Source organism: Bacillus sp. FSL E2-8887, from assembly GCF_038007205.1.
GTDB lineage: Bacteria > Bacillota > Bacilli > Bacillales > Bacillaceae_G > Bacillus_A > Bacillus_A mycoides.
Map to the genome: position 1 here is coordinate 966,007 of NZ_JBBOWS010000001.1, position 26,656 is coordinate 992,662.

Annotated in this window: 31 protein-coding genes; 16 read left to right on the plus strand and 15 right to left on the minus strand. The window is 36.6% G+C overall.

Going from position 1 to position 26,656, the window contains the following annotated elements:
- Positions 1 to 6 precede the first annotated feature (6 nt).
- Both NSQ08_RS04725 and NSQ08_RS04730 read left to right on the plus strand, forming a co-directional pair.
- On the plus strand, positions 7 to 804 hold the full coding sequence (locus NSQ08_RS04725; RefSeq protein WP_002011365.1) for an NAD kinase: 798 nt from the start codon (positions 7 to 9) through the stop codon (positions 802 to 804).
- Between the two features lie 15 nt (positions 805 to 819).
- Positions 820 to 1,713, plus strand: coding sequence for an RluA family pseudouridine synthase (locus NSQ08_RS04730; RefSeq protein WP_340772139.1), 894 nt, complete (start codon positions 820 to 822; stop codon positions 1,711 to 1,713).
- Between the two features lie 45 nt (positions 1,714 to 1,758).
- Here the strand turns inward: NSQ08_RS04730 and NSQ08_RS04735 are convergent, their stop codons facing one another.
- The 7 genes from NSQ08_RS04735 to NSQ08_RS04765 all read right to left on the minus strand — a co-directional run bounded on the left by NSQ08_RS04735 (position 1,759) and on the right by NSQ08_RS04765 (position 9,269).
- Entirely contained in the window at positions 1,759 to 3,153 is a 1,395-nt protein-coding gene (locus tag NSQ08_RS04735) for a peptidase G2 autoproteolytic cleavage domain-containing protein (protein WP_061674938.1), read from the minus strand.
- Between the two features lie 223 nt (positions 3,154 to 3,376).
- Complete coding sequence (gene prpE, locus NSQ08_RS04740; RefSeq protein WP_002030403.1) at positions 3,377 to 4,117, minus strand: bis(5'-nucleosyl)-tetraphosphatase PrpE; 741 nt, start codon at positions 4,115 to 4,117, stop codon at positions 3,377 to 3,379.
- Positions 4,118 to 4,196: 79 nt separating this feature from the next.
- Positions 4,197 to 5,357, minus strand: coding sequence for an FtsW/RodA/SpoVE family cell cycle protein (locus NSQ08_RS04745; protein WP_002030401.1), 1,161 nt, complete (start codon positions 5,355 to 5,357; stop codon positions 4,197 to 4,199).
- 130 nt (positions 5,358 to 5,487) lie between these two features.
- Positions 5,488 to 6,414: a glycosyltransferase family 2 protein gene (locus NSQ08_RS04750; RefSeq protein WP_002030400.1), complete on the minus strand. Its 927-nt coding sequence runs from the start codon at positions 6,412 to 6,414 to the stop codon at positions 5,488 to 5,490.
- A 6-nt stretch (positions 6,415 to 6,420) separates the two neighbouring features.
- Positions 6,421 to 7,179 carry a class I SAM-dependent methyltransferase gene (locus tag NSQ08_RS04755; RefSeq protein WP_340772147.1) on the minus strand — a complete coding sequence of 253 codons (759 nt, stop codon included), beginning with the start codon at positions 7,177 to 7,179 and terminating at the stop codon, positions 6,421 to 6,423.
- Positions 7,180 to 7,403: 224 nt separating this feature from the next.
- Complete coding sequence (locus NSQ08_RS04760) at positions 7,404 to 8,249, minus strand: TylF/MycF family methyltransferase (RefSeq protein ID WP_002186420.1); 846 nt, start codon at positions 8,247 to 8,249, stop codon at positions 7,404 to 7,406.
- Positions 8,250 to 8,372: 123 nt separating this feature from the next.
- Positions 8,373 to 9,269 (minus strand): BclA C-terminal domain-containing protein, encoded by an 897-nt coding sequence (locus NSQ08_RS04765; protein WP_340772150.1) that lies wholly within the window; start codon positions 9,267 to 9,269, stop codon positions 8,373 to 8,375.
- Between the two features lie 165 nt (positions 9,270 to 9,434).
- Here NSQ08_RS04765 and NSQ08_RS04770 point away from each other — a divergent pair, with 165 nt between their 5' ends.
- The 10 genes from NSQ08_RS04770 (at position 9,435) to NSQ08_RS04815 (ending at position 17,462) form a co-directional block, all read left to right on the plus strand.
- Positions 9,435 to 10,532: a tetratricopeptide repeat-containing glycosyltransferase family 2 protein gene (locus NSQ08_RS04770; protein WP_016119819.1), complete on the plus strand. Its 1,098-nt coding sequence runs from the start codon at positions 9,435 to 9,437 to the stop codon at positions 10,530 to 10,532.
- Positions 10,533 to 10,687: 155 nt separating this feature from the next.
- The gene (locus NSQ08_RS04775; protein WP_002125965.1) at positions 10,688 to 11,377 is read left to right on the plus strand and encodes a class I SAM-dependent methyltransferase; all 690 of its coding nucleotides are present in this window, start codon (positions 10,688 to 10,690) and stop codon (positions 11,375 to 11,377) included.
- Positions 11,374 to 12,060 (plus strand): glycosyltransferase family protein, encoded by a 687-nt coding sequence (locus NSQ08_RS04780; RefSeq protein WP_002140852.1) that lies wholly within the window; start codon positions 11,374 to 11,376, stop codon positions 12,058 to 12,060. The genes NSQ08_RS04775 and NSQ08_RS04780 overlap by 4 nt, the downstream gene beginning before the upstream one ends.
- Before the next feature lie 11 nt (positions 12,061 to 12,071).
- On the plus strand, positions 12,072 to 12,752 hold the full coding sequence (locus tag NSQ08_RS04785; protein WP_016119820.1) for a glycosyltransferase family protein: 681 nt from the start codon (positions 12,072 to 12,074) through the stop codon (positions 12,750 to 12,752).
- A 14-nt stretch (positions 12,753 to 12,766) separates the two neighbouring features.
- Positions 12,767 to 13,504, plus strand: coding sequence for a sugar phosphate nucleotidyltransferase (locus NSQ08_RS04790; protein WP_002011380.1), 738 nt, complete (start codon positions 12,767 to 12,769; stop codon positions 13,502 to 13,504).
- An 8-nt stretch (positions 13,505 to 13,512) separates the two neighbouring features.
- Entirely contained in the window at positions 13,513 to 14,058 is a 546-nt protein-coding gene (rfbC, locus tag NSQ08_RS04795) for a dTDP-4-dehydrorhamnose 3,5-epimerase (protein ID WP_340772162.1), read from the plus strand.
- A gap of 15 nt (positions 14,059 to 14,073) precedes the next feature.
- Positions 14,074 to 15,045, plus strand: coding sequence for a dTDP-glucose 4,6-dehydratase (gene rfbB / locus NSQ08_RS04800; protein ID WP_340772165.1), 972 nt, complete (start codon positions 14,074 to 14,076; stop codon positions 15,043 to 15,045).
- An 11-nt stretch (positions 15,046 to 15,056) separates the two neighbouring features.
- Positions 15,057 to 15,911, plus strand: a complete 855-nt coding sequence (gene rfbD / locus NSQ08_RS04805; protein ID WP_002011383.1) for a dTDP-4-dehydrorhamnose reductase — start codon at positions 15,057 to 15,059, stop codon at positions 15,909 to 15,911.
- A 108-nt stretch (positions 15,912 to 16,019) separates the two neighbouring features.
- Positions 16,020 to 16,790, plus strand: coding sequence for an enoyl-ACP reductase FabI (fabI, locus tag NSQ08_RS04810; RefSeq protein WP_002011384.1), 771 nt, complete (start codon positions 16,020 to 16,022; stop codon positions 16,788 to 16,790).
- A gap of 147 nt (positions 16,791 to 16,937) precedes the next feature.
- A complete protein-coding gene (locus tag NSQ08_RS04815; RefSeq protein ID WP_340772170.1) occupies positions 16,938 to 17,462 on the plus strand; it encodes a CotO family spore coat protein in 525 nt (174 codons plus the stop codon).
- Between the two features lie 48 nt (positions 17,463 to 17,510).
- Here NSQ08_RS04815 and exsY read toward each other — a convergent pair whose 3' ends face one another.
- Positions 17,511 to 17,975, minus strand: coding sequence for an exosporium assembly protein ExsY (gene exsY / locus NSQ08_RS04820; RefSeq protein ID WP_340772172.1), 465 nt, complete (start codon positions 17,973 to 17,975; stop codon positions 17,511 to 17,513).
- A gap of 124 nt (positions 17,976 to 18,099) precedes the next feature.
- Here exsY and NSQ08_RS04825 point away from each other — a divergent pair, with 124 nt between their 5' ends.
- On the plus strand, positions 18,100 to 18,459 hold the full coding sequence (locus NSQ08_RS04825) for a DUF1360 domain-containing protein (RefSeq protein ID WP_002140858.1): 360 nt from the start codon (positions 18,100 to 18,102) through the stop codon (positions 18,457 to 18,459).
- Between the two features lie 164 nt (positions 18,460 to 18,623).
- On the plus strand, positions 18,624 to 18,809 hold the full coding sequence (locus tag NSQ08_RS04830; protein WP_033708144.1) for a hypothetical protein: 186 nt from the start codon (positions 18,624 to 18,626) through the stop codon (positions 18,807 to 18,809).
- Between the two features lie 76 nt (positions 18,810 to 18,885).
- Here the strand turns inward: NSQ08_RS04830 and exsF are convergent, their stop codons facing one another.
- From exsF to NSQ08_RS04860, 6 genes are all read right to left on the minus strand, one after another.
- Entirely contained in the window at positions 18,886 to 19,389 is a 504-nt protein-coding gene (exsF, locus tag NSQ08_RS04835; RefSeq protein WP_002011391.1) for an exosporium protein ExsF, read from the minus strand.
- A 167-nt stretch (positions 19,390 to 19,556) separates the two neighbouring features.
- Positions 19,557 to 20,027 (minus strand): spore coat protein CotY, encoded by a 471-nt coding sequence (gene cotY, locus NSQ08_RS04840; protein WP_002011392.1) that lies wholly within the window; start codon positions 20,025 to 20,027, stop codon positions 19,557 to 19,559.
- Between the two features lie 143 nt (positions 20,028 to 20,170).
- Entirely contained in the window at positions 20,171 to 22,237 is a 2,067-nt protein-coding gene (locus tag NSQ08_RS04845; protein WP_002011394.1) for an ATP-dependent helicase, read from the minus strand.
- Positions 22,238 to 22,336: 99 nt separating this feature from the next.
- Positions 22,337 to 22,759 carry a GNAT family N-acetyltransferase gene (locus NSQ08_RS04850; protein WP_340772180.1) on the minus strand — a complete coding sequence of 141 codons (423 nt, stop codon included), beginning with the start codon at positions 22,757 to 22,759 and terminating at the stop codon, positions 22,337 to 22,339.
- Between the two features lies 1 nt (position 22,760).
- Positions 22,761 to 23,279, minus strand: coding sequence for a YjcG family protein (locus NSQ08_RS04855; RefSeq protein WP_002011397.1), 519 nt, complete (start codon positions 23,277 to 23,279; stop codon positions 22,761 to 22,763).
- 90 nt (positions 23,280 to 23,369) lie between these two features.
- The gene (locus NSQ08_RS04860) at positions 23,370 to 24,101 is read right to left on the minus strand and encodes an alpha/beta hydrolase (protein WP_002030493.1); all 732 of its coding nucleotides are present in this window, start codon (positions 24,099 to 24,101) and stop codon (positions 23,370 to 23,372) included.
- 203 nt (positions 24,102 to 24,304) lie between these two features.
- On the opposite strand from NSQ08_RS04860, the gene NSQ08_RS04865 reads away from it, so the two are divergent.
- Positions 24,305 to 25,216 (plus strand): DMT family transporter, encoded by a 912-nt coding sequence (locus NSQ08_RS04865; protein WP_002030492.1) that lies wholly within the window; start codon positions 24,305 to 24,307, stop codon positions 25,214 to 25,216.
- 180 nt (positions 25,217 to 25,396) lie between these two features.
- Positions 25,397 to 25,972: a Crp/Fnr family transcriptional regulator gene (locus tag NSQ08_RS04870; RefSeq protein ID WP_340772185.1), complete on the plus strand. Its 576-nt coding sequence runs from the start codon at positions 25,397 to 25,399 to the stop codon at positions 25,970 to 25,972.
- Here NSQ08_RS04870 and NSQ08_RS04875 read toward each other — a convergent pair.
- Positions 25,962 to 26,633: a DUF4386 domain-containing protein gene (locus NSQ08_RS04875; RefSeq protein ID WP_340772187.1), complete on the minus strand. Its 672-nt coding sequence runs from the start codon at positions 26,631 to 26,633 to the stop codon at positions 25,962 to 25,964. The two genes, NSQ08_RS04870 and NSQ08_RS04875, sit on opposite strands and share 11 nt — an antisense overlap.
- Positions 26,634 to 26,656: the final 23 nt, after the last annotated feature.

The window sequence follows — 26,656 nt, forward strand, 5'->3', positions numbered from 1 at the left end:
TGGGCGATGAAATTTACAATTATGTCAAAGGGAGATCAATCATCAGATACACTAGCAAGTACGATGAAAGAATACTTGTTAGATTTTGGGTTTACAATGGATGAAAAGGAACCTGATATTGTAATTTCTGTTGGGGGAGATGGAACGCTTTTATATGCATTCCATCGTTACTATAATCGATTAGATGAAACCGCATTTGTTGGTGTACATACAGGGCATTTAGGTTTCTATGCAGATTGGTTACCGACGGAAGTAGAGAAGTTGGTGATTGCAATCGCTAAAACACCGTTCCAAGTGGTTGAATATCCACTTTTAGAAGTGATTATTCGCTATGTGAATGGTAGTAAAGAGTCGCAGTATTTGGCGATGAATGAAGCGACTGTAAAAAGTGCAGAAGGTACATTAGTAACAGAAGTGGAAATACGCGGAGAGTATTTCGAAACGTTTCGCGGAGATGGTCTTTGTATTTCTACTCCTTCAGGAAGTACCGCGTATAATAAGGCGCTTGGCGGAGCAATTATTCACCCTTCTATTGAAGCGATTCAAATTGCAGAAATGGCATCTATCAACAATCGTGTATTTCGTACGGTAGGTTCGCCGCTCGTACTGCCGAAGCATCATACATGCGTTTTAAAGCCGGCTGCAGGAATGAACATGCAAATTACCGTGGATCATTTGACGATGGTTCATCAAGATGTGAAATCAATTCAGTATCGCGTTGCAAACGAGAAAGTACGATTTGTTCGTTTCCGTCCGTTCCCATTCTGGAAACGTGTTCGTGACTCGTTTGTTGCAGATAAATAGAGAGGGTTTATATATTTGAACAGATTTACATTGAAATGGGATATAGGGCTGGCTGAAGAGGGAACTTTAGTTAGAGAATTTTTGAAAACAAAAGGGATTTCGAAAGCTGCTTTAACGGATATAAAGTTCCGCGGGGGAGCAATTGAAGTAAACGGTCAACACACAAGTGTTCGTCACAAGTTACAAGCTGGTGAAGAGTTACAAATCTTTTTTCCAGTGGAGGAAAGAAGTGAAGGGATGGAAGTGGAAGAGATCCCTTTATGTATCGTATATGAAGATGATGCGGTTCTTGTTATAAATAAAGAAGCAAATATGTCGACGATTCCGTCTAGGGAGCACCCGTCAGGAAGTATTGCAAACGCTCTTTTATATCATTATGATAAACAAAATCTTGCAAGTACGGTGCACATTGTGACGAGGTTAGATCGTGATACTTCAGGGCTTATGCTAATTGCGAAAAATAGATTCGTTCACCACCTTTTATCGAAGCAGCATCAACAAAAAGGGGTGAAACGAACGTATGAGGCAATCGTTCATGGGACTATTTTAGAAGAAGTAGGAACGATTGACGCGCCAATCGGACGAAAAGCGGATAGTATTATCGAGCGAACTGTCTGTGAAGATGGTCAAAGAGCTGTTACTCATTTTAGAGTGATGGAGAGTTCTTTCGATAAGACGCATGTAGCGCTTGAGCTCGAGACGGGAAGAACACATCAAATTCGTGTACATATGGCATATATAGGACATCCGCTACTTGGGGATGATCTATACGGTGGCCGAAGAGATGTGATAAAACGTCAAGCGCTGCATAGTACATCTTTGACGTTTTATCATCCTATTTTAGAAAAGGGAATGACTTTTACCGTAAGTATCCCAGAGGATATGCAATACGCTTTACATAACAATTAAAAGGGAACAAAATTCTTATCATAAAAAGAATTTTGTTCCCTTTTTTTAGCGGAATAATATTAAAATTTGATTTTCACCAGTACGTTTTATAACGAAAAAGCCACTTTCAGCTTTCGTGGCAATGCCGTCATCATTCGGACGACAATATCCGTGTGTTTCACAAGTGCCGTCATCACGTACTAACATTTGTCCAATTAATCCGACAGGAAGCCACTCAGTACGGTCTCTTCTTGATATATACTTACAAGCTGGATCCCATTCTGTATTTAAAAGAGGTCGTATTTCTTGCGTATCCGTACGCGTATATTGACGTTTTCCGAAGCTGTCTGTTTTATAGCGTTTTTGCCAACTTAAAGCACCGCTATTTCCTATGAGAGCGGGGGTAGCGCTAGATATTCCTAATATGAATGAATCATTTGAAGTAGCTTTTCGAATTTTTTCTTCGCTACTAAATGTAATGAAATAGCCGATATCAATAGGGCTATGATCTGCTGCCTCAAACATTTGTGCAAAATCAGTACCACCTGCATTGTAAGAAGCACCATCGATATACATTTCTCCGTTATGGGCAAGCCATTTGGCACCTATATTATAATCAGTGTCATTTGTCCCATTTGCGATAAACCAGGAATAAGCTTCTTCTGCTGTACCAAATTTACCCATAATATGGCTGCCTGCAAAATTAGCTGTTGATGTATGATTTCCTTCCGCATGAGATGAGAATCCGTTAGCGATAGTTGCGGTTCCTTCTGCATGTGCTGCTTCGCCCAAAGCAATTGCATGTTTTCCTTCTGCATGAGAATAAGAGCCGCCTGCTGTCGTTTCACTTCCTTCGCTATGCGAACTATGTCCAGTTGCCTTTGTTTTTGTCCCTTCTGCATGAGAAAAGGGACCCGTTGCATGTGTAAGAAGCCCTTCTGCATGTGAAGCGATTCCATCAGCTTTAGAGTGAAGTCCTTCTTTATATGCGTGACGAGCTCCTTTGTTATTTTCTTTTTTTATAGGTGTAGGTACAGGAGCCTGAATAGGGGCGGATCTTTCTATTTGTACATCGTTGCCCGAGATTAATGCTTCTTTTATTTTTTTTACTTGATTTATAATAGTAGCTGGAATTTCTGGTTGTACTTTTTCCTTTATTGCTGCAGGAATGTTTTCTTCTATATTTTCTTGTATCTTTTCCGAATTAAGCACAGGTTCATCATTATTAGAAGCGAGCTTCTTTTTTTGTTTTGCTTTTATTTTCCTGCTATCTATAATTCGCCTCATAACAGCATTTTCTAAAGAGATATATTTTTCTCTCGGTTTGCTTTTTTTTGATGACTCTTGTTCTTCTATTTCTTCTATAGCTGCCGCTCGAATACTGCACCAGTTGTTAATTCCATACATGGGATGGTATAAAGGGTGGAATTTTCTTTTTTGTTTAGAAGATTTTTTCTTCATTCCGTCACCTCCTGCGACAGTATATGCCGTGCAATTAAAAAAAGATGCACTTTATTGCATCTTTTTTTAATTGCTTTATCTAGTTTTAGTGTGGAATATGTCTAGAAAACACCATGATCCTCTGCAAATCGTGAATTGTATTAAGTAGAGGTATTTATCCCGATTGGTGCGGGCTAATAATCAGTGGGGGATGAACAAAACCCCCACTGATTAAAGTTTCACTTTATGAAATTGGGCGGAACTTTTCAGGGACAAAAGGTAGGGAAGAAGGGACAGAAACGGTCTCCAACTCAGGGTAACGTAGTCCAGTTAGTTTACCACCAAATACAGCACCAGTATCAATATTGACTGTATGATTCACAAAGCGAGGTTCATTGACAGGTGTATGTCCATAAACAATCCATGTTTCACCCTTATACTCTTTCGCCCAATCTTGGCGGACAGGTGAGCCGTCAGGGTGTTTTTCGCCTGTAATATCACCATATAATACAAAGGTTTGTACTTTTTTATCTTGTCTTCCTATGTAATCTTGCCGAATACCAGCGTGACAGACGGTTAATTTTTTTTCATCCAGTATGTGATATAGCGGTGATTGTTCGTAAAGAGTAATGAATTTTTCTTTTATTATTTGTTGCTTATTAGAAGGCAATGCTTCATATTCTGCAACAGTTGTTTCGAGCCCATGAGCGATTGTAACATTACGTCCAAGGAAGAAACGATACAGTTTATTACAGTGATTCCCTGGAGCATAATAAGCATCTTTTCTATTTATTACGAGCTCCCATACAATTTCAATCATCCGTAATGAATGAGGACCTCGGTCTGTAATATCACCAACGAATGCAAGCCTTCGTTTTGCGTTATGAATTGGGATACCACTATCCCAGCTATACCCTAGTTTCGTTGTTAAATCTTGAAACTCTTGGAAGCATCCGTGAATATCACCTATAATGTCATATTTCATATTTAAACCTCCAGCTCATTTTTTCATTAGTATATCTAAAATGGACATAGAAAAAAACCATACCGTTTTTCGATATGGTTCATTTAAACATAAAGATTTTAGTTCTTGAGCGTACGTTTAAAATAAATCCAATAGCAACCATATATGTGAGCAGTGAACTCCCGCCGTAGCTCATAAGCGGTAACGTTATTCCTGTAATAGGGAGTAAACCAATTGTCATCCCAATATTTTGGAATACTTGGAACGTAAACATTCCAATTGTACCAGCGCAAATATAACTACCGAAAGGTTCATTGCTTTCTAAAGCGATATGGATCATTCGGTAAATGAGTAAGAAAAAAAATGAAATAATAACACTTGCTCCTAAAAAACCGAATTGTTCAGCGATATTTGTAAAAATAAAATCTGTATGTGGCTCTGGAAAATATACTTGTCTATTTTCCCATCCTTTTCCTTGCATCTCTCCTGATCCAGTAGCTAAAAATGCTTGTCTTAATTGGTATCCTTGTGCGTCATATTCATAAGGTGCAAGCCAACCATAGAAGCGATTTAATTGATATTCTTTTAGAATGTGCTCTTTAAAGAACTCTGTATGCGTGAAATAAATATATGTTAAAGTAGAGCCTATGGCGAAAATACCGGAGGTTAATCCGAGGATAAAGCGCCAACGTATACCAGAAACTAAAACCATTGTTGCAAGCATCGCTGAAATGACCATTGTGTTTCCTAAATCAGGTTCTTTTGCGATTAGAAGTAGTGGAGGTAAACTAGCTGCAAATATTTTTAAAAGTAAAATGAAATCTTCACGAGTTGTCCGAAAAAGGTATTTTTCATTATGATTCGCTATAATTCGTCCAACGACGATAATCAAAAATAATTTCATAATTTCAGAAGGCTGAAAGTTTCCGATGCCTGGAAGTCTGTACCACGCGGTAGCCCCTTTAATTGTAACGGCGCCAGGAACTTGAAGTTCTAGGCCAATTAGAAGTATGAGTGCAAAGCTATATAAATACCAAGCAATTTGTTTATAGCGATCGAAATCAATAACCATAATAACACCAATGGCGATAAATCCAATGGCATACCATTGGATTTGTTTTAATACAAAATTTACGTTTTGTAAAAATGGTGGTAAAGAAGCTTGTGCACTTGCGATAGCAAAGCAGCTAACAATCCCAATGGCAAATAAAATGAATATTAATATGTAGTCTATTTGATATTGAGTGTTCGGATCTTTCACTGTATGAATTCCTTTCTACTGCTCTCTATATTAGTGGGTTTTAGTTGGTGCATCACATAGTTTAAAAAGAATGTATGAACTATACGCATTATTCACGTAAAGCTCACACATTTTATTTTCGCAGAATAGACTAATGATGTAGCTCTTTTATAATTATGTCCAAACAATGGGAAAGACGTACATGTGCATCTGGAATGAGGTTTGGTAGCTGGCTATAATATTCTAAGGAACCTTTACACCATTTATAAGCGCTAATTAGACCTAGTCTATAATCTGTATTATCTTGTAAAAATCCGTATTCTTTTGAAGTTATAACGAGGTGCGTAAAATCCTCAGATCCTTCAAGGAGCTTGCTGTGTATTTGTTGCCCAGTATGGTAGCGAAATTGGCTTAAAGGTTCGGATATGTATACTGCGTCTCCTTTAGAAAGTAAGGAAATCCATGATGCCATATCGACACTACAAGAATAGTGCCTTCCTTTTAGCGTGCCGAAAGGTTCAGTGAGTAACTGTTTTCTAAACAGAATAGTTGTAGGCTCACCGATAATGTTATGTCCACCTTTTAACATCCAGTCGCCTAAAAATATTCCGTTTAATTGAATGTCTTCGCTATATAATCTTTGTGTTGGATGAGCATCTCCAATTAAATTCCCGTGATCATCAATACGTACTCGATAAGAAGTTATAAGAGCGAGATTTTTATTTGTGTCTTGCTCAAAATAAGCCATCATTTTTTGTATTTTATGATTATAAAACACATCATCGTCCATTAAAAAATTTATATACTCCCCATTAGATTTCTCTAAGAGCATAAGATCGTTATGAAATTGTCCTAAAGTAGTGGTATTTCGAATGTATGTTATGTTTTTATAATTAGGTAAATACTGTTCATTTATTAAGATTTCTGTTTCATCATTTGTACTATCGTCTCCTATAATAATTTCAATGTTTGGATAAGTTTGTGCTAATGCACTTTCTAGAGCAATTTTGAAATAATGTGGTCGATTATAAGTGGGAATAAGGATGGAAACGAGAGGTGACTTTTTTTTATTATTCATACGAAACTACCTTTCAGAAGCTTTTTTTGTAAGAATGATATCTTGATAACTTGTATAATCATTTCTGCCGCACCATAAACCATAATGCGGTTTATTAATTACCTCTAAGCCATGTTTATTTAATAAGGTGCGGATATCTTCTTCAGGATAGGCAACTGCGAAATTAGGAATATCTTTATTCACAACATAACAATTTTCAATTTGATGATAAAAACCTAATGTACTTAGCCCAGAATTTAAGTAATAGGATGATTCAGGGTTAATGAGAAAGAAGGTAATAAAACATCTCCCATCTTTTTTTAGAACACGTACAATCTCAGATACGTAATGTTCTAATTCTTTCGGAAGGAGATGGGTAAATACAGAAGTTAAAAAAATAAAATCGAATGAATCGTCTTCATATGGAAATTTGTATTGAGAAGCATCTTCTTCTCCTTCTGGGTTGTAGAATTGATTATATATATCAACGTGTTCAAAATGGAAATTGCTACGGGCAGTTGAAATATTATTTTTGCACCATGTAATGCCATCTTTAAATAAATCAAATCCATAATAAGCTCCATCATCACCTAAGTAATTCATTAATGGAACCGCCATTCGACCGACACCACAACCTACATCTAACACTGTTTCATTGGATTTTAAACTGCCAATTTGAATAAAATGCTTTATGAATTCTTTTCCAACCTTTTGAAAGTCGCCACCTACATATTGGACGAGTTCGGGAGGTGGGATTAATACGATTTTTTTTTCAAGCTCGCTCATAATTTCACTCCTTCCTTGTAGTAAATAGGGAACCAACATTTTTAATATGCAGCTAACATTTTATAGTGGGAGGGGAAACGATATTAGAACTGTTGCGATATGTAAAAAGCTCCCTAGAACAACTGGAAATAGTAATGGGAGCTTTTGTTTTTATTTATCATGCTATTGGCGAAGGCTAATAATTAGTGTGAGATGGAGAAACCCTAACTGAATAAAGTTTCGCCCTATTCTTTTCTCCAATAAACACCAAATACATCAATTTTAGTAATAGGAGCTTTTAAGTTTCTTTGATTTCTAAAGTCTGTCACGGCCTCTGCGCAAGCTGGTAGTCCATAGTCATCGATAATAATATAGCCACCCTTAGAAACTTTATCGTATAAGTTCACGAGACCATCCATTGTGGATTCGTACATATCACCGTCAAGGCGTGCAATTGCAATTTTTTCTATTGGTGCTGTTGGTAAAGTATCTTTAAACCAGCCTTTTAAAAATTTTACTTGATCATTTAATAAATCATATTTTCTAAAATTCTCTTGTACTTGTTCTAAAGAAACGCGTAAGTAATCGAAAGAGTGTAAATAATCTCCGTAATCTTTCGGATAGTGTTCTAAATTCGGTGTTGGCAAACCTTCAAATGAATCTGCAACCCACACATTACGATCAGTAATGTTATTTGCCTGTAAAAAACCATTCATAAAAATGCACGATCCCCCGCGCCACACACCTGTTTCAATAAAATCACCTTCTATATTTTCACGGACAACTGTTTCTAGTGCTTCATGTAATTGATTCATTCGTTCCCGGCCGATCATACTGTGTGCTGCTCTTGGCCAATCCATCCCATCTTGACGTTCACTTTTTAAAACATCTGGTTTCACAATTTTCAAGTTATGGTTTTCAGCATATTGCTTAATGAATAAAGGAAGTGGTACGGTAACTGGTTCATATGGAAGTTCCTTAGAAATATGTAATGAAGCAGGTAAATATGGCTCATACTCTAGCCATATTTCAAATAAAATTGTTTTCTTTAACAACTCGAGATAAAGCTGAACAGCAAATTTATTTTCCATATTTGTGCCTCCTGCAAAATGTCATACAACAATATGATTATGTAGATAGTGAAAGTTTCATGCTTGAATTCATAATTGAAAAAGCAGTAAAACTGATATCAGTTTTACTGCTAAGTAAAAAAATTAAGCGATTTTTTCAATAATAATGGATGCACTTGTACCAAGAGCTAGAGATAATCCAAGTCCTGTAACAACAGCTTCAACCATTGATGGCGTTATTGTAATTTGTGTAATTGCCTGGATAACGAGAGGCGCTCCAAGTGAGATTAAACTTGTTCCAGCGCCAGGTATATTAACGCCGTTCACTTGAATTGCAAGGCTACCTAATATACTTACTGCTGCAGTATATGCGATAACAGTAATTTTATAGAATCCAGTTTCACTTATGATGAAAGTATCAGCGTCTAATTGAGAAATTGCTGTACCAAACTGAGATCCAACCGTGTTAAACGGTACAGGATCATTAATTCCAAGAGCTAAAGAAATTGTAGCAGAGTTAAATGCATACAATCCTGCTGGAAGTCCTAATCCAGATGGCCCAGTAGGCCCAGTCGGTCCAGTAGGCCCAGTCGCACCAGTGTCTCCAGTAGGCCCAGTAGGCCCAGTCGGTCCAGTTGCGCCAGTGTCTCCAGTCGGCCCGGTAGGTCCAGTTGCGCCAGTGTCTCCAGTCGGTCCAGTTGCACCAGTGTCTCCAGTCGGCCCAGTTGCGCCAGTGTCTCCAGTCGCGCCAGTTGTACCAGTGTCTCCAGTCGGCCCAGTCGGCCCAGTCGGCCCAGTCGGTCCAGTAGGCCCAGTCGGTCCAGTCGGTCCAGTCGGTCCAGTCGGTCCAGTAGGCCCAGTTGGCCCAGTAGGTACGGTAGGTCCAGTAGGTCCAGTCGGTCCAGTCGGTCCAGTAGGCCCGGTTGGAAGTGTAAACGGTGGTATTGGTGGTAAAGTTGGACCTACAAGATTAGGATCAAATGCACTAGCTGATAAGAATTCATCAGGATTTAAGCCATCTGAATAATTATTATTTGACATAAATTCACCTCCATAAAGCTTTCATTATATAGTAGATGCAAAATCACAAGAAAATGACACGGACATTTGAATTATTAAAAAGAAATCTAAAATAGCTTGAACAAGTTAAAAAAATGGAAAGTTTGTTGTATGTATAACATATGATTGAGTTGGAAGAGGGTGATTATGTTGAACAAGCAAGGAATTACAATTAGTCTATGTATGATTGTTCGCGATGAGGAAAATACAATAGATCGATGTTTGGACGCGGTAGAAAAAATTGTTGATGAAATTATTGTAGTTGATACAGGATCCATTGATCGAACGAAGGAAATTGTAGCAAAATACACTTCTAACATACACGATTTTCCGTGGATTGATGATTTTGCGGCAGCTAGAAATTTTGCGTTTTCAAAAGCAACGCAAGAATATATATTATGGTTAGATGCGGATGATGTGTTATTAGAGGAAGCTCAAGAATCACTGAAAACATTAAAACGAGAGTTAGATGGTAAAGTTGACGCTGTTTCTATGCCTTATTATCTTGTAATGGATTCTAATGGGAAACCTTTATATTGCACAAGAAGATATCGACTTGTAAAGCGTGAAAAACAATTTCAATGGTTTGGAAAGGTGCATGAGTATTTAGCTGTTTCTGGTGAGATTTACAATAGTAATGTCGCCATTACACATAAGAAAGAAAAAGAAATAACGAATCGTAATTTAAAAATTTTTCAGAATGCTGTAGCAGCTGGAGAAGAATTAAGCCCGAGAGATTTATTTTATTACGGTAATGAATCTATGGATAATCAAAAATACGACGATGCGGTTCTTCTGTATGAAACATTTCTTAATCAAGAGGAAGGATGGCATGAAGAGAAAATTTATGCATGTGGTAAGTTAGGAGATTGTTATGCGAAGTTAGGAGACTGGGAGAAGGCAGTTGAAACTTGTACGAAGTCGTTTCGTTATGGTATTCCTAGAGGAGAGAATTGTACAAGAATAGGATATATATATATGGAACAACAAAAGTATAATGAAGCGATATTTTGGTTTAAGCTAGCAACTGAAGTGCCGCTAGCAGAGGATAGTCCTTTTCACAGTCCGGCTAGTTATACGTGGATTCCATATTTACAAATGTGTATTTGTTATAGCAGATTAGGAGATCAAGATAAAGCTTATTATTATAATGAATTGGCAGCTTCTTATGTTCCGAATAATGCTGCGATTGAATATAACCGTAAATATTTTAGAGGCATCTATGATAAACAATATAAAATGTAATTTGTTCTATTTTTAGGAAATGACTTGTCGCTATTCTAATGATAGTAGAATGGCTATATATTAGATTATCGGTAATGCAACCAATAGAGATGGCATCCTTTGTAGAATATCTTTTGTTTATATTTCAAATTCAATTTGCATAAGGAGTGTGTGAAATGAATCGGGAGAAAAGTTCTTTATACGAAGAAAAATCTGAACATTATTATAATGCGATAAATCCTAATTTATTCAAGCATATAAAAAAGGAATGGCAAGAAGTTCTTGATATTGGTTGCTCGAGCGGTGCATTAGGAGCCGCTATAAAAGAAAATGGAGCACGTGTATCAGGAATTGAGGCGTTCCCAGAGGCTGCCGAAAAGGCGAAAGAAAAACTAGATCATGTTATTTTAGGTGATATAGAAACAATGGATCTTCCTTATGAGAAGGAACAATTTGATTGTGTCATATTCGGGGATGTATTAGAGCATTTATTTGATCCGTGGGCTGTTATAAAGAAAGTAAAGCCATATATAAAAGAAAATGGTGTGATTTTAGCTAGCATACCAAACGTTGCGCACATTTCAGTATTAGCTCCCTTACTCGCTGGAAATTGGACGTATACAGAATATGGATTATTAGATAAAACGCATATTCGTTTCTTTACTTTTAATGAAATGCTAAGAATGTTTTTAAAAGCAGGATATTCTATTAGTAAAGTAGATCGTGTATATGTTGATCATAAAATATATGAGCCACTTATTGAAGAGTTATATGGAATTTGTAAAAAGTATCGTCTTGGAAGTGGCTTCATGGCTGAGACAGTTGTATTTCAATATATTATTGAAGCAGAAAAATCACAATTATGAGTGCTGCAGAAAAAACAATACTATTTGTTACATGTATAAATGATCGGAAATTGTATGCACAATGTGCGCGACATATATTGAAATTGGCAGTACCTCCTGGGTATACTATACAATTTATGCCGATTCGAAATGCAAAAAGTATGACGAGCGGATACAATCAAGCCATTTCACATCCAGCGAAGTATAAAGTGTATTTACACCAAGATGTCTTTATTATAAATGGAGCCTTTCTATATGGATTAATTCAATTATTTGAGGAGCATGAACATCTTGGGATGATTGGGATGGTTGGATCCCAATATGTTCCTCCAAATGGTGTATGGAACGAAGGGCGTGGGATTGTCGGGAAAGTCATTGGTTATATGAACGATTTGTTTTATATGGCAAGTTTAGAGCAACCATTTCATGAATCGAAAACATTTATTCCTGTGGAATGTATTGACGGTTTATTGATGGCGACACAATATGATATTCCGTGGCGAGAGGACTTATTTGATGGGTTTGATTTTTATGATGTATCCCAATCTTTTGAATTTAAAAAAGCTGGGTATACAGTCGGTGTCCCTGTGCAGCGTGATGCTTGGTGTATTCATTATCATTTCGATGTAAATATGACGAACTATGAAAAGTATAGAAAAGTATTTGTAGAGAACTATATGTCAGATGTGAATAAGGAAGAATAGAGGGCTACAAAATGAAAGATCATACAATATTAGTCGTTGTTTGTGTAAATAATGAAGAACTTTTCGAGCAATGCGAAAGGCAAATAAGAAACATTGTTGTTCCCCCTGGCTATGGAGTGCAAATTTTTCCGATACGAGATGCGAAAAGTATGGCAAGTGCGTACAATCGAGCACTTTCATATCCGGCGAAATATAAAGTATATATACATCAAGATACTTACCTTATTAATCGTGATATGTTTTGTACCCTCATTTCTCTTTTTAAAGAAAATGAAAAGCTTGGTTTAATTGGAGTAGCTGGTGCTCAGTTTTTACCGAGTAACGGGATATGGTGGGAAGGGAAAAATTTAGTAGGGAAAGTGATTGAGTACAGAAGACAGAATTATCAATTATTAAATTTGGATCAGGGGTTTTATGGAAATCAATCTTTTATGTCAGTGCAAGCAATCGATGGTTTACTCATGGCAACGCAGTATGATATTCCGTGGCGAGAGGATTTGTTTCAAGGATTCCATTTCTATGATGTGTCACAGTCTTTAGAATTTCAAAAGGCTGGATATTTAATTGGTATCCCTAATCAAGCAAATCTATGGTGTATTCATTACAACGGAGATGAGTTTGATGCGGATACATATGAGAAATACCGGGGAATTTTTGTGGAACATTATAAAGAGGTGCTATCTCCATCATAAGGGAGAGATGAAGGATGAAAGGGATTATTTTAGCAGGCGGGACAGGATCGAGATTATATCCAATAACGAAAGTAACGAATAAACATTTACTTCCCGTTGGGCGGTATCCGATGATTTATCATGCGGTATATAAGCTGAAGCGATGTGAAATTACAGATATTATGATTATTACCGGTAAAGAGCATATGGGAGATGTTGTGAGCTTTCTAGGAAGTGGTCAAGAGTTTGGTGTATCCTTTACGTATCGTGTGCAGGATAAGGCGGGTGGGATTGCGCAGGCGCTAGGACTTTGTGAAGATTTCGTAGGAAATGATCGGATGGTAGTTATATTAGGAGATAATATCTTTTCAGATGATATTTGCCCGTATGTTAAAGAGTTTGCAAGTCAAAAAGAAGGGGCTAAAGTGCTGCTTCAATCTGTAGAAGATCCCGAGCGATTTGGTGTAGCGCATATTAAAGGCCGAAAAATAATTGAAATTGAAGAAAAGCCGAATGAGCCGAAAAGTTCTTATGCTGTTACGGGAATTTATTTGTATGATTCGAAAGTCTTTTCTTATATAAAAGAATTAAAACCTTCCGCAAGGGGGGAACTTGAAATTACAGATATAAATAATTGGTATTTAAAACGAGGAGTACTTACTTATAATGAAATGAGTGGCTGGTGGACTGATGCGGGAACGCATGCTTCTCTTCAAAGAGCGAATACGTTAGCGCGGGATATAAACTTTGGGAAACAGTTTAATGGAGAATAGGTGAAAATATGAAAGTTGTAGAAACAAATTTTACCGATGCGAAATTGTTAGAACCGAGATTGTTTGAAGACGAGCGAGGTTTTTTTACTGAAAGTTATAATAAGAAGATGCTAGAATCGTTAGGGATTACGCATTTATTTCTGCAAGATAACGTATCTTATTCAGCGCATTCGGGGACGATTCGAGGGCTACACTTTCAAAAAAATCCGAAAGCACAAACGAAACTCATTCAAGTTATGCAAGGTGCAATATATGATGTTATCGTTGATTTGCGAAAAGATTCACCTACATTTAAAAAGTGGAGAGGTTATATTTTAAGTGCGGATAATCATAGGCAATTATTAGTGCCGAAAGGATTTGCTCATGGTTTTTGTACACTTGTACCTCATACAATTGTTATGTATAAAGTAGATGAGTATTATAGTGCTGATCACGATTCCGGTTTGCTTTGGGAAGATAAAGAATTATCAATTCCATGGCCGGTAACAAATCCTATCTTGTCCGATAAGGATCGAATATTACCATTACTTCAGGAATATGAAGATAGTTTTTAAGTAGGAGAGTTGTTTATGAATATATTAGTTACAGGTGGAGCTGGATTTATTGGAAGTAATTTCATTCACTATATGTTAAAAAACTATGAAACATATAAAATCATTAATTACGATGCATTAACATATAGCGGGAATTTAAATAATGTAAAGTCTATTCAAGAAAATCCTAACTACTCATTTGTAAAAGGGAAAATCCAAAATGGAGAGCTGCTGGAACATGTTGTTAAGGAATGTGACGTGCAAGTAATTGTAAATTTCGCAGCTGAATCACATGTGGATCGTAGTATTGAAAACCCAATTCCTTTTTATGATACGAATGTAATAGGTACAGTCACGCTGTTAGAGTTAGTGAAAAAATATTCACATATTAAACTCGTGCAAGTATCAACAGATGAAGTATACGGTTCTTTAGGGAAAACCGGGAAATTTATAGAGGAAACCCCGCTAGCTCCTAATAGTCCATATTCTTCAAGTAAAGCGAGTAGCGACATGATAGCCTTATCTTATTATGAAACGTATCAATTACCAGTTATTATAACGCGTTGTTCTAATAACTACGGACCGTACCAATATCCTGAGAAATTAATTCCGTTAATGGTTACGAATGCGCTTGAAGGAAAGAAACTACCATTATATGGTGATGGATTGAATGTAAGGGATTGGCTGCATGTAACGGATCATTGTAGTGCAATTGACACCGTTTTGCATAAGGGATGTGTAGGAGAGGTGTATAATATCGGCGGAAATAACGAAAAAACAAATGTAGATGTTGTGGAACAAATTATAAAACTTTTAGGAAAAACGAAAAAAGATATTGAATTTGTAACAGACCGTTTAGGTCACGACCGTCGTTATGCGATTGATGCACAAAAAATGAAGAATGAGTTTGAATGGGAACCGAAGTATACGTTCGAACAAGGATTAAAAGAAACGGTGGAATGGTATAAAAACAATGTGGACTGGTGGAAACCACTAAAAGAAAAGTAAGGGGCATGTAGATGAAAGAACGGATTATCATAACGGGAGCGAACGGTCAGCTAGGGAAGCAACTACAAGAAGAGTTGAATTCTGAGGAATATGACATATATCCATTTGATAAAAAGTTATTAGATGTAACAAATATATCCCGAATTAAGCAAGTGGTACAAGAAATAAAGCCACATACAATTGTTCATTGTGCAGCGTATACGAAGGTAGATGGTGCTGAGAAAGAACAGGATCTTGCTTACTTAATAAATGCGATTGGAGCTCGAAATGTAGCGGTTGCTTCACAATTAGTAGGGGCTAAGTTAGTGTATGTCAGTACCGATTATGTATTTCCAGGTGACAAACCGGATGGCTATCATGAATTTCATAATCCAGCACCGATAAATATATATGGAGCTTCTAAATTTGCAGGAGAGCAGTTCGTAAAAGAGTTACATAATAAATATTTTATAGTTCGTACATCGTGGTTGTATGGTAAGTATGGAAATAATTTTGTGAAAACGATGCTACGATTAGGAAAAGAGAGAGAAAACATATCTGTTGTAGCGGATCAAATTGGCTCTCCTACGTACGTGGCAGATTTAAATATGATGATTAATAAGCTCATTCACACTTCTTTATACGGTACGTATCACGTATCCAATAGAGGATCATGTTCTTGGTTTGAATTTGCCCAAAAAATATTTTCGTATGCAAATATGAAAGTGAATGTATTACCTGTTTCAACTGAAGAATTCGGATCGGCGGCTGCGAGACCAAAATATTCTATTTTTCAACATAACATGCTACGATTAAATGGTTTTTTACAAATGCCTACTTGGGAAGAAGGATTAGAAAGGTTTTTTATAGAAACAAAAAGTCATTAACAAATTTATGTTAGTGACTTTTTTGTTTGCCTTTAAGAGGTTTTATGGTACTATAATTATAGTATCAGGTACTAATAACAAGTATAAGTATTTCTGGGAGGATATATCATGGAACTATTACAAGGGAAAACATTTGTTGTTATGGGCGTTGCGAACCAAAGAAGTATTGCATGGGGAATTGCTCGCTCTTTGCATAATGCAGGTGCAAAATTAATATTCACATATGCAGGAGAGCGTTTAGAAAGAAACGTTCGTGAACTAGCGGAAACATTAGAAGGACAAGAATCACTTGTATTACCTTGTGATGTAACGAATGATGAAGAACTTACAGCTTGCTTTGAAACTATTAAGCAAGAAGTTGGTACAATTCACGGTGTTGCACACTGTATTGCTTTTGCAAATCGTGATGATTTAAAAGGCGAATTTGTAGATACTTCTCGCGATGGATTTTTACTTGCACAAAATATTAGTGCATTCTCTTTAACAGCTGTAGCAAGAGAAGCGAAGAAAGTGATGACAGAAGGCGGAAATATTTTAACTTTAACATACCTTGGCGGCGAGCGCGTTGTGAAAAACTATAACGTTATGGGTGTTGCGAAAGCGTCGTTAGAAGCTAGCGTGAAATATTTAGCGAACGATTTAGGACAACATGGCATTCGCGTTAACGCTATTTCTGCAGGACCAATTCGTACGTTATCTGCGAAAGGTGTAGGCGACTTTAACTCAATCTTAAAAGAAATTGAGGAACGCGCACCACTTCGTCGTGCGACGACTCCAGAAGAAGTTGGAGATACAGCAGTATTCTTATTCAGTGATTTAGCACGCGGAGTAACAGGTGAAAACATTCATGTTGATTCAGGATATCATATTTTAGGATAAATATAATAGGAATTAAAGTTTAAAAAGGACAGTCTCTAAACGTTGAGACTGTCCTTTTTAATTGTTCCCAGAAAGAACGATTTTTAACGAAAGTTCTAGCCACGTTATGAATATAACTATAATAGTACACGATTTATCCAGCTACGTATGGAAGTGGGAGGGACGAGTGTGAAGAATAAAAATAAAAGTTCAACAGTTGGAAAACCGTTGTTATATATTGCACAAGTAAATTTAGAACTCGCTGCACCGAAAATAAAAAGAATTATTTTAACGAATTTTGAAGATGAGGATCAAAAAGAGCAAAGTAATAGAAATGAAAATATTGTAAGTAGTGCTGTGGAAGAAGTGGTAGAACAAGAGAAACAAGAACCACGAGAGGAGCCTCAAGTGGAGGTGGAAGAAAAAGTAGAGGAAGAGGAAGAGCAAGTGAGAACGGTCCCTTACAATAAATCCTTTAAGGATATGAATAATGAAGAAAAAATTCATTTTTTATTAAATCGTCCTCATTACATTCCAAAAATAAGATGTAGAATAAGAACGACGACCGTCTCATATATAGGATCGATTATATCTTACCGTAATGGCATTGTATCCATTATGCCACCAAATAGTATGAGAGATATTCGATTATCTATAGAAGACATCAAATCGATTGATATGGCCGGCTTTTAAATATGTAAAGGTGGTAGAAAGCTTCTACCACCCCAATAGTTTTTTAGTTTACTTAACTATAGAAACGTCGCGTAAGCACTGAATAGCACAGAAGCAGCTTAAATCAACAGTAATGCAAGTAGATGTCGAGATTAATCTTGCATTTGGTATAGCTAAAAACGTACAAATTGGATCGTCGCCAGGTGGTACAGGAGACCCATCACCTAATACTACAGTTAACACACGTAGGACAGCACAGCTATCGTCATCTACGCTTTCAACACGGAAAATTGGAGATTGGCAGCTAGTAAGGCTTGCAGATGGTGCAAATGCTTCAAATGGCGTTCCAGCTTTTGTGTATAAAATAAAAGGGCGTGTATTTGCTACTGCTGCTGTATTGTGTGCTCCTAAAAATGGAATTTCACAACCAGAACCACATGTTGAACTAGAGCAATCTTGTAGTTCATTGATGAATTTTACGACGTCAACTACGCAGTGAGAAGAGCTATGGTGTTTATTTTCGTTACAACTCATTAATGTCACTCCTTATCTTCTTGTTTGTATTTACATTAATAAGATATTGGAGTGGGGGAGATTTGGTCACAATCTTAAGACCTTTTTTTTTAAATAGGCTAAAGAGGATAGGGAAGGTGGAATTATGTTATTTACAAGCTGGCTTTTATTTTTTATTTTTGCGCTAGCTGCATTTAGGTTAACTCGTCTTATTGTTTATGATAAAATTACAGCTTTTTTGCGAAGACCGTTTATTGATGAGTTAGAGATTACAGAGCCTGATGGAAGTGTATCGACTTTTACAAAGGTGAAAGGGAAAGGATTAAGAAAGTGGATGGGAGAATTATTAAGCTGCTATTGGTGTACAGGTGTGTGGGTTAGTGCTTTTTTATTAGTTTTATATAAATGGATTCCTATTGTTGCAGAGCCTGTACTAGCATTATTAGCCATTGCAGGTGCAGCAGCGATCATTGAAACAATTACAGGATATTTTATGGGAGAATAATAAAGTGAAAATTTAATCAGTGTGGGGCATCCCCCGCTAATTATCAGCCCGCACCAATCGGGATAAATCTTCATGATGTTAGAAAAAGCGGAGTTTAAGAGGATGCGGGAACGGAAATAAAGAGTTGTTCATATAGTAAATAGACAGAATTGACAGTAGAGGAGATGTTTGCTGTGAGCAATAATCCAAGGCAAAATTCATATGATCTACAGCAGTGGTATAACATACAGCAACAGCAACAAGCACACCAACAGGCATATCAAGAACAGTTACAGCAACAAGGGTTTGTGAAAAAAAAGGGATGCAACTGTGGGAAAAAGAAAAATACAATAAAACAATATGAAGAATGAAACACTCATGTTACGGTGAGTGTTTTTTATTGTAAAAATAAAAAGCGGTATTTCAATTAAGAAATACCGCTTTTTACTAGCTAATTTGTGCAACTGTTAATGCTGCAGCACGGATGTCTACAGTTCCAAGCAGTTCAACTGGTACAATTTGAATTAAGTCACCAGGGTTTAAGTTAATAAGAATAACACCACTGGATACGTCTACTTCACCAGTACCAATAACGTTAGAGCGAACCGCTGTACCTGATCCAGGAATAATGTTAGCTGGTGTACCTAATGATAAGAAGAAACGACCAGCTTCTGGTGCAGTAGGAACGTTATCAAGACTGATCGTTAATGTATAACTGATTTGATAAATACCAGCTACTTGAATTCGAATACCGTCTCCGACACTTACTGTATTATTTATTACAGGAACAGTAATATTTGGGTTTGGACTTACGCTAGGTAATAGTAGTGGTGTGAATAGTGAAGCGAACTGAGGTGCAGAAGCGTTGAAAGCAAAACCGAAGGCAGGTAGTGTACTAGCTGGTTTCGCCTCACAATCAATGTTATTAAATTCGCAATCAGAAGAGAACATGTTTTTCACTCCTTTATCTGTTTCTACTTTTAGTTAATGAAAAGGACAGGTTCTATGTTCTAGACAAGTTCCCAATTTTATAAAAAATACATAATAATACCTTTTAAGCATGGATTGGGTGGCAGAATCATCTGCCACCCAATCCATGCTTAAATTAGTATTCAGTTTTATATAGAAACATCGCGTAAGCATTGAATAGCGCAGAAGCAACTTAAATCAACAGTAATACAAGAGGAGGTTGATACTAATCTTGCATTTGGTACAGCTAAAAATGTACAGATTGGATCGTCACCAGGTGGTACAGAGGTACCATCACCTAAAACTACAGTTAATACACGCAATACAGCACAGTCATCATCATCTATACTCTCTACACGGAAAATTGGAGATTGGCAGCTAGTAAGGCTTGCAGATGGTGCAAATGCTTCAAAAGGTGTTCCAGCTTTTGTGTATAAAATAAAAGGACGTGTATTCGCTACTGATGCAGTGTTATGTGCTCCTAAAAATGGAACTTCGCAACCAGATCCACATGTTGTGGTTGCACATTCTTGTAGTTCATGTATAAAACGAACGACATTAGATACACAGTTGAAATCACAATCATGGTGTTGATGATCTTCATTACAATTGCAGCTCATTATGTTCACTCCTTATCGTGAGTTCTGACATACACTATTACAATATGAACGGGATATGGTTGATATTACGTTAATTCTCAGGATAGAAACAGGGAATTTATATAGAGGGGATGTACATATCGTGATATGGAAAAAGACACCCATTATTTAATGGATGTCTTTTCAGGTAAATCTTTTTGCGTAGTGTATAGAAAACGAGATATATCTAGTTTCTTTCCTCTGAAAAATTGCGGGGAGGAAATGTAAAGTTCTTCTTTTGCGCGTGTAATGGCGACATAGAGTAATCGTCGTTCTTCTTCTAATGCTTCAGAAGTCTCCGTCACACGGTCATTTGCATCTTTTAAAGAAGAAGTATGCGGCAATATACCATCGCTTGCTCCGAGTAAAAAGACGCATGGAAACTCAAGGCCTTTCGCGTTATGAATTGACATAAGCGATACAGCATCTTTTTGAGGCATTGTTTTTAATGCTTCCATTTCTTTTTGACCTTGAATGGCCTCGTTAATAAATTGTAAGTAAGCTGGAATATCCGTAAAGCGAGTTGCTGATTCCATTAATTCTTCTAACATTTCTTCTTGTATGTCCTTATGCATCGTAAAGGAAGAACGATCATTACTTTGTAAGTACTCTAAATACTTTCCTTTACCATGAATAATTTCTTTCAATGCTTTTTTCGGTTCAAGTTCTTTTATAAACTTAATAAAATCGATTCGCTCATTTACTTTTTTAACTTGAAAAGGTTTCAAGCTTGGGTTTAGTAATAGAAAATGAAGAAGAGAAGGGAAACGGCCCTCACCATATTTCCATTGTTCACGTTCAATAAATGAAATGCACTCATCACGGCCAATATACATTGTTGGTAATATATTTGAAAGTGATTCGAGGCGGAACGGTTCAAGCACGAGTCGTAAGTGATCTAATACGGGCCTAATTAAAGAATGTTCGTAGAACGATTGGCTCGCTCCATGTTTAATAAATGGAATCTTATGAATTGTAAGCTGATCAAGTAAAGAACGGCTTACAGAATGTGTACGATATAATAAACAAAAATCTTTATAATTTCGTTCACCACTATCTACTTTTTCCTGAATGAGTTGCAAAATTTGATTTGCTTCATCAAGAGTTGTCACAGGTCGTGCATAAAACGGCTGTATGCCATCGTTACGAACAGAATATAGCTCTTTATCAAAACGTTCTTGATTGAGCTTAATAACTTCATTTCCAAGTCCTACGATAAATGGATTAGATCGATAATTCGTATTAAGTGCGATAATCGTAGTATTATCAAATTCCTTTGGAAAAGATAAAATAATTTGGTGACTTGCCCCTCGCCAGCCGTAAATCGCTTGATCGTCATCACCTGCGATAAATAAATTATTTCTCGGCGTGGCTAACAATTTTACAATTTCATATTGTGCATACGACGTATCTTGAAACTCATCTACTTCAATGTAATGAAAACGCTCTTGTAATTGAGTAAGCAGGGGAGCGTTATTTTCTAACATATAATACATTTCTAATAAGATGTCGTCAAAATCGATATAATTGTGTCGTTGTTTTACCTCTTCGAAACGTTCGTATACTTCTTTGAACTCTTGTTCAACCGGTGTTTTCGCTTTTACATCTTTCGGACGATTCAAGTTGTTTTTCTCAAGTGAAATCATAGCGAGTATCGTTTCGGCATCATAATCGTCTTTTAAGCGCAATTCTTTCAAAATTTTCTTTATCATAATTTGTTTATGTTTTTCATTTGCTAAAATTTGCTGATTATATCCTTGACTACGAAGCAATTTTAAAAAGACAGAGTGGAATGTACCAGCAACGACATAGCTACTTGCGGCATGATTCATACCAGGTAAATTCGCTACACGGCTTCGAATTTCTTCAGCTGCTTTTTGTGTAAACGTCAGCAGCAAAATATTTCGCGGATGGACATGTTTTACATTAACTAAATAACCAACGCGAGTTGTTAAAACAGATGTTTTACCACTTCCAGCACCAGCTAGTGTAAGGACAGGTCCTTCTGTCGTTTGCACTGCTTCTAACTGTTTTTCATTTAAATAAACACCTTGCTGTTCTAAAGCGCGGAAATACGCCGCATCTGCATCTTCTTCCATAATTAAATGGGTAGATGTTTTCGGAATATGATACGCCGCTTGCGGAATGCCAGCGTGTGTTAACGGTTTTTGTGAAAATTTTTCTTGTGTCATATATTCACCTTCAAAACTATAGCATCAACATTTAACTTTAGCGGAAGAAAAAGAAAATAGCAATGTAAAAAACAGGAGGGGCTACCTCCTGCTACAAAATTATAATTCTTTTATCATTACGATGTGTGGGATATTTGCTTCCATAAACACATCAGAAGCCGTCACGTATCCTAGCTTTTTATAGAAAAATTCAGCATGTGTTTGAGCATGGAGTTTCAATTTCGGTAGAGACTCTTCCTTCGCATACGCTTCAAGTGCATCCATAATGATTTTACCAATGCCTTTTTTACGATGTGAAGCTAGTACGCAAATGCGCTCCATTTTTCCTATTCCATCAACGATGCGGAAGCGACCAGCACCAACTGGAACATCATTATCATATATAACAACGTGTGTTGAAATCTTTTCAAACTCATCATACTCTTCTTCTGCAGAAACACGTTGCTCATTTACAAATACTTGCTTACGTACAGAGAATGCATCTCTTAGTTGTTCGTCCGTTTGTACGATTTGTGCGTGCAAATTAGTTGTTCTCCTTTCCAAGGTGGAATGTTTCATGTACAGTCCACGTTCCATTTTCTAATTGGTATAGAAGGTGGAAACGATCGATTGGTTGCTCATAATAGAAATCTTTCATACGTAATCGACCTAATACATCAGCGTGCTCTGCGTCTGATAAGTCTTGACCGATTGTTAAATGAGGTACGAAAGAGTACTCGCGCTCTTGTGTAAAGAAACCATTATGCATTTCTTCATTTAAGAAAGTAAGTTCAGGTGTTTTTTCTACTTTAAAATAAAGAACATTATTAACAGGTGCGAATGAACCGACTTTCCCAACATGAAGGGTGAAAGGGTTCGTTTTATTTGCGATTGTATGTAACTCATTCACAATCGATTCTAATTGTTCATCTTGCGTCTCAAAGGGTGTTTTCAATGTAATATGTGGCGGAACTAATGCGTAATGCGGATCATAACGTTTACGTAATCCGTTCGCTTTATCTTGAATCATTTTTGATGGGAAAATTACAATTCCTAATTTCATGTTCCAATTCCTCCCTTTGCAAGTCTAGTTAGATTTTGAGAATAAATCTCTTTATCTATTATATCAAATTATTCTGAATACCGCTCTCTATTATTTCATTGATAGAATATGAGAAAATGCTTTTGGTAAATCTGCTTGCCAATATTTCCATGTGTGATTCCCTTCAAACTCTTCATAATGCGTGATGAAATTTCTATCTGTAAGTAGTTTATTTAACTCGCGATTCGGTTCTACGAAATCAGATACTTGTCCGTCTGTACGCTTGACAGCTGTTTCTTCGGTCCCAATTACGTGATAAAGATCTAGCGCCCCCGGATTTTTGAAATCTTTTGCTAAGTTCATGACTGTTTCATCAACAAATGGTGATTGCATAACGACCTTACCAAATGTATGCGGATACATAAGTGCGGTCATGAAGGAAACTGTACCGCCGAGAGAATCTCCAATTAAAACGCGTCCTTTACCCATTTGATACGTTGGATAATTTGCATCAATATATGGAGCAAGCTCGTGAGCAAGGAAGCGAATGTAAGCAGCATTCTTTACATCATTTGGGAAATATTTTTCCTTACGATCGTGTACATTTTTATATGGAATACCGACAATAATTGTGCGGTCGATTTCTTCAGTTTCACGAAGACGCTCAATTACACGGTGCGCTTTACCAAGCTGAAAATAATCTCTACCATCTTGTGCAATAACAACCGTATGCTTATGGAGAGGTGTGTAATTTACTGGTAAATAAACAAGAAGTGTAAGCTCCTCTTGAAGTGATGTACTAAAAAATGAAATTTCTTCAATTCTCCCTATTGTTTGATTCATGTATATCCCCCTAAATAAAAATTTACTGTAATGATTGTAAGAGCAACGCTTGTAGTGAAAAGGAAAGAAATAATCACTAATAGGTGCCTTAATTTCTATTTTACCATAATGGTACGAAGAATCTAAAAAATTAGTATTTAAGTTGTGAAAGAAAACGGATATAATGAAGTGGGATTTTTTACAGGTGAGAGGGGAGACAGGATTTGAAACAAGAAAGATCAATCGCACTACCACTAGCAATTTCCATTATAGCAATTTCATTCGCAGCTGTTTTTGCAAAGATGTCCTCAGCACCATCTTCCGTTTTAAGTATGTATCGATTATGGATTATCGTACTTATTATGCTGCCGATCGTTTGGAAAAAACGGGAAGAGTTTAGTAGGATTCAAATAAAAGATTGGGGATTTTTAATTGGATCTGGTTTCTTTTTAGCTCTTCATTTTCTTCTATGGTTTGAATCCTTAAAGCATACGACAGTTGCTAGTTCGACGATTATTTTAGCACTTCAACCGATCGTATCTTTAGTGGGAGGTTTTTTCTTATTTAAAGAAAGAACAACCTATTCAGCAATTGCGACGATGGGAATTGCGATACTAGGCGTAATGTGTATTGGCTGGGGAGATTTAGGGCTAAGTGAGCAAGCAATTTATGGGGATATATTATCCTTTTTAAGTGTAATTGCAGTTGTCGGTTATTTATTTATCGGACAAACGACAGTAAAGAAAGTATCTCATTGGATTTATAGTTTCACTGTATTTGCCTTCGCTGGTATATTTATAGCGATTTATAACGTTATACTTCAAGTGCCATTTACAGGCTATACGAAGTGGGATTGGAGTATTTTTCTTTTACTTGCGATTGTACCGACAGTGTCACACGTCATTAATAATTGGTTATTAAATTACGTAAATGCAACAACGATTTCAATGAGCATTTTAGGAGAACCAGTTGGGGCATCTATACTAGCGTTCTTCTTACTTGGAGAAAAATTAAATGCAATGCAAATTATCGGTAGCATGCTCGTATTGTTTGGTGTATCTGTTTTCTTACTACAGCAACAAAAGCGAACAGCAAAAAATGTGGTGAACGAACCGGCTTATACACAGGAATTATAGCGAGTTTATTCTAATATACGAAAAGAGAAGTTATTGGTAACTTCTCTTTTTTTGTTCCATGCAGAAAATAAAACAGATTAATAGGGGGAATTCCCGCCATGTAGCATGAAAAAAGATAATATATAGTGGAGTTACATCATACGTTTCTCATACAAATATAGAGGGGGAAGGAGAGACCAAATGAAAGAGATTTTAATGAAATACATGACAAATCTTACAACATTAAGTGAAGAGCAGCAGCGCATGATCGTAGAAGGATTACAAATTGAAGAGTATAAAAAAGGAACAGTGCTCCTAGGGCAAGGAGATGTTCCGTCTAAATGTTATTTTGTATTAAAAGGATGCGTGAGGCAACATTGTATAGATGAATCTGGAAAAGAAGTTACATCAAATTTTTATACAGAAGAACAAGCAATCGCAAATTTCAATCATCATAAACAAGATAAATTATCCCCACATACGTTAACGTGCCTAGAAGATTGTCTAGTTGTAGTTGGCGATCTGTATAGTGAAAAGGACATGTATAAGAAATATTCACAGTTAGAAGAAATGACGCGCCAAATGATTGAATACAATTTTGGTGAAGTACAAGAAGAACTTACATTATTTATTACATCGACACCAGAAGAGCGCTACAAATCATTATTACAAAAACGACCTCATTTAATCGATCGTGTTCCTCAATATCAATTGGCAAGTTATCTAGGTATTACGCCAGAATCATTAAGCAGAATTAAGAAACGACTCAAACAGTAGTGTTTTTTCCACCTCTAAGCAATAGCCATATACTAAATCCTAGTTCACCTGTGATCATCGGTAGTTGAAAGAAAACGTTAAGAATGGAAATAATCGCATCATATTGTGAAAATATCGTATTCATTACGTTAATGATGATATAGCCGATTGCAGCAATGAGCAGTAATATACTAATAGTCTTCGGTATGTTTTTAGATTGAAAGGTTACGTACCCTAAGGTGAGAAGATGTAAGCCGAAAATGATTAATCCTACAGACCAAATGTATTCAAAAGCTTCTAGAAATAACATTGTATATGCTTCTGAATTAGCAACTGTGCTTTTTGAAAGAAGTAATACAAATGTTAAATTGAATATAGCAATACCAAGTATAGCTGTATACATAAGACGAAGACAGGTAGCTAGCAATGAGAGGCTAGTATGGATAGGTTTTAGAAAGAAATAAAGAGCCCACGAGGCGATAATATCCGTAATAAAAATGATAATCCATCCGAAAATTTCTGCTTTGAAAAGTGAACTTGAAGTTTGAATATTATGGAGTGTCGTGCTCGCATTACTTGGTACAACGAGATTTCCGTGAACAAAACCGTAAGAAAAAAATGCAGTGAATGCCATGATAAGAAGAGAAGTGCCTGCAAATAAGGCAAAATTTCGCTCAGTCATAATACGTCCTCCTATTCTAATGT

What these genes read in the sequence shown, in the direction of transcription:
- NSQ08_RS04735 (WP_061674938.1), bottom strand. Translation starts at nt 3,153, where the DNA reads ATGAAGAAAAAATCTTCTAAACAAAAAAGAAAATTCCACCCTTTATAC.
- NSQ08_RS04775 (WP_002125965.1), top strand. Translation starts at nt 10,688, where the DNA reads ATGAATCGGGAGAAAAGTTCTTTATACGAAGAAAAATCTGAACATTAT.
- NSQ08_RS04760 (WP_002186420.1), bottom strand. Translation starts at nt 8,249, where the DNA reads ATGGAAAATAAATTTGCTGTTCAGCTTTATCTCGAGTTGTTAAAGAAA.
- NSQ08_RS04725 (WP_002011365.1), top strand. Translation starts at nt 7, where the DNA reads ATGAAATTTACAATTATGTCAAAGGGAGATCAATCATCAGATACACTA.
- NSQ08_RS04750 (WP_002030400.1), bottom strand. Translation starts at nt 6,414, where the DNA reads ATGAATAATAAAAAAAAGTCACCTCTCGTTTCCATCCTTATTCCCACT.
- rfbC (WP_340772162.1), top strand. Translation starts at nt 13,513, where the DNA reads ATGAAAGTTGTAGAAACAAATTTTACCGATGCGAAATTGTTAGAACCG.
- exsF (WP_002011391.1), bottom strand. Translation starts at nt 19,389, where the DNA reads ATGTTCTCTTCTGATTGCGAATTTAATAACATTGATTGTGAGGCGAAA.
- rfbD (WP_002011383.1), top strand. Translation starts at nt 15,057, where the DNA reads ATGAAAGAACGGATTATCATAACGGGAGCGAACGGTCAGCTAGGGAAG.
- NSQ08_RS04790 (WP_002011380.1), top strand. Translation starts at nt 12,767, where the DNA reads ATGAAAGGGATTATTTTAGCAGGCGGGACAGGATCGAGATTATATCCA.
- prpE (WP_002030403.1), bottom strand. Translation starts at nt 4,117, where the DNA reads ATGAAATATGACATTATAGGTGATATTCACGGATGCTTCCAAGAGTTT.
- NSQ08_RS04875 (WP_340772187.1), bottom strand. Translation starts at nt 26,633, where the DNA reads ATGACTGAGCGAAATTTTGCCTTATTTGCAGGCACTTCTCTTCTTATC.
- NSQ08_RS04770 (WP_016119819.1), top strand. Translation starts at nt 9,435, where the DNA reads ATGTTGAACAAGCAAGGAATTACAATTAGTCTATGTATGATTGTTCGC.
- NSQ08_RS04765 (WP_340772150.1), bottom strand. Translation starts at nt 9,269, where the DNA reads ATGTCAAATAATAATTATTCAGATGGCTTAAATCCTGATGAATTCTTA.
- NSQ08_RS04845 (WP_002011394.1), bottom strand. Translation starts at nt 22,237, where the DNA reads ATGACACAAGAAAAATTTTCACAAAAACCGTTAACACACGCTGGCATT.
- rfbB (WP_340772165.1), top strand. Translation starts at nt 14,074, where the DNA reads ATGAATATATTAGTTACAGGTGGAGCTGGATTTATTGGAAGTAATTTC.
- fabI (WP_002011384.1), top strand. Translation starts at nt 16,020, where the DNA reads ATGGAACTATTACAAGGGAAAACATTTGTTGTTATGGGCGTTGCGAAC.
- cotY (WP_002011392.1), bottom strand. Translation starts at nt 20,027, where the DNA reads ATGAGCTGCAATTGTAATGAAGATCATCAACACCATGATTGTGATTTC.
- NSQ08_RS04785 (WP_016119820.1), top strand. Translation starts at nt 12,072, where the DNA reads ATGAAAGATCATACAATATTAGTCGTTGTTTGTGTAAATAATGAAGAA.
- NSQ08_RS04815 (WP_340772170.1), top strand. Translation starts at nt 16,938, where the DNA reads ATGGAAGTGGGAGGGACGAGTGTGAAGAATAAAAATAAAAGTTCAACA.
- NSQ08_RS04870 (WP_340772185.1), top strand. Translation starts at nt 25,397, where the DNA reads ATGAAAGAGATTTTAATGAAATACATGACAAATCTTACAACATTAAGT.
- exsY (WP_340772172.1), bottom strand. Translation starts at nt 17,975, where the DNA reads ATGAGTTGTAACGAAAATAAACACCATAGCTCTTCTCACTGCGTAGTT.
- NSQ08_RS04860 (WP_002030493.1), bottom strand. Translation starts at nt 24,101, where the DNA reads ATGAATCAAACAATAGGGAGAATTGAAGAAATTTCATTTTTTAGTACA.
- NSQ08_RS04780 (WP_002140852.1), top strand. Translation starts at nt 11,374, where the DNA reads ATGAGTGCTGCAGAAAAAACAATACTATTTGTTACATGTATAAATGAT.
- NSQ08_RS04755 (WP_340772147.1), bottom strand. Translation starts at nt 7,179, where the DNA reads ATGAGCGAGCTTGAAAAAAAAATCGTATTAATCCCACCTCCCGAACTC.
- NSQ08_RS04830 (WP_033708144.1), top strand. Translation starts at nt 18,624, where the DNA reads ATGTTTGCTGTGAGCAATAATCCAAGGCAAAATTCATATGATCTACAG.
- NSQ08_RS04825 (WP_002140858.1), top strand. Translation starts at nt 18,100, where the DNA reads ATGTTATTTACAAGCTGGCTTTTATTTTTTATTTTTGCGCTAGCTGCA.
- NSQ08_RS04855 (WP_002011397.1), bottom strand. Translation starts at nt 23,279, where the DNA reads ATGAAATTAGGAATTGTAATTTTCCCATCAAAAATGATTCAAGATAAA.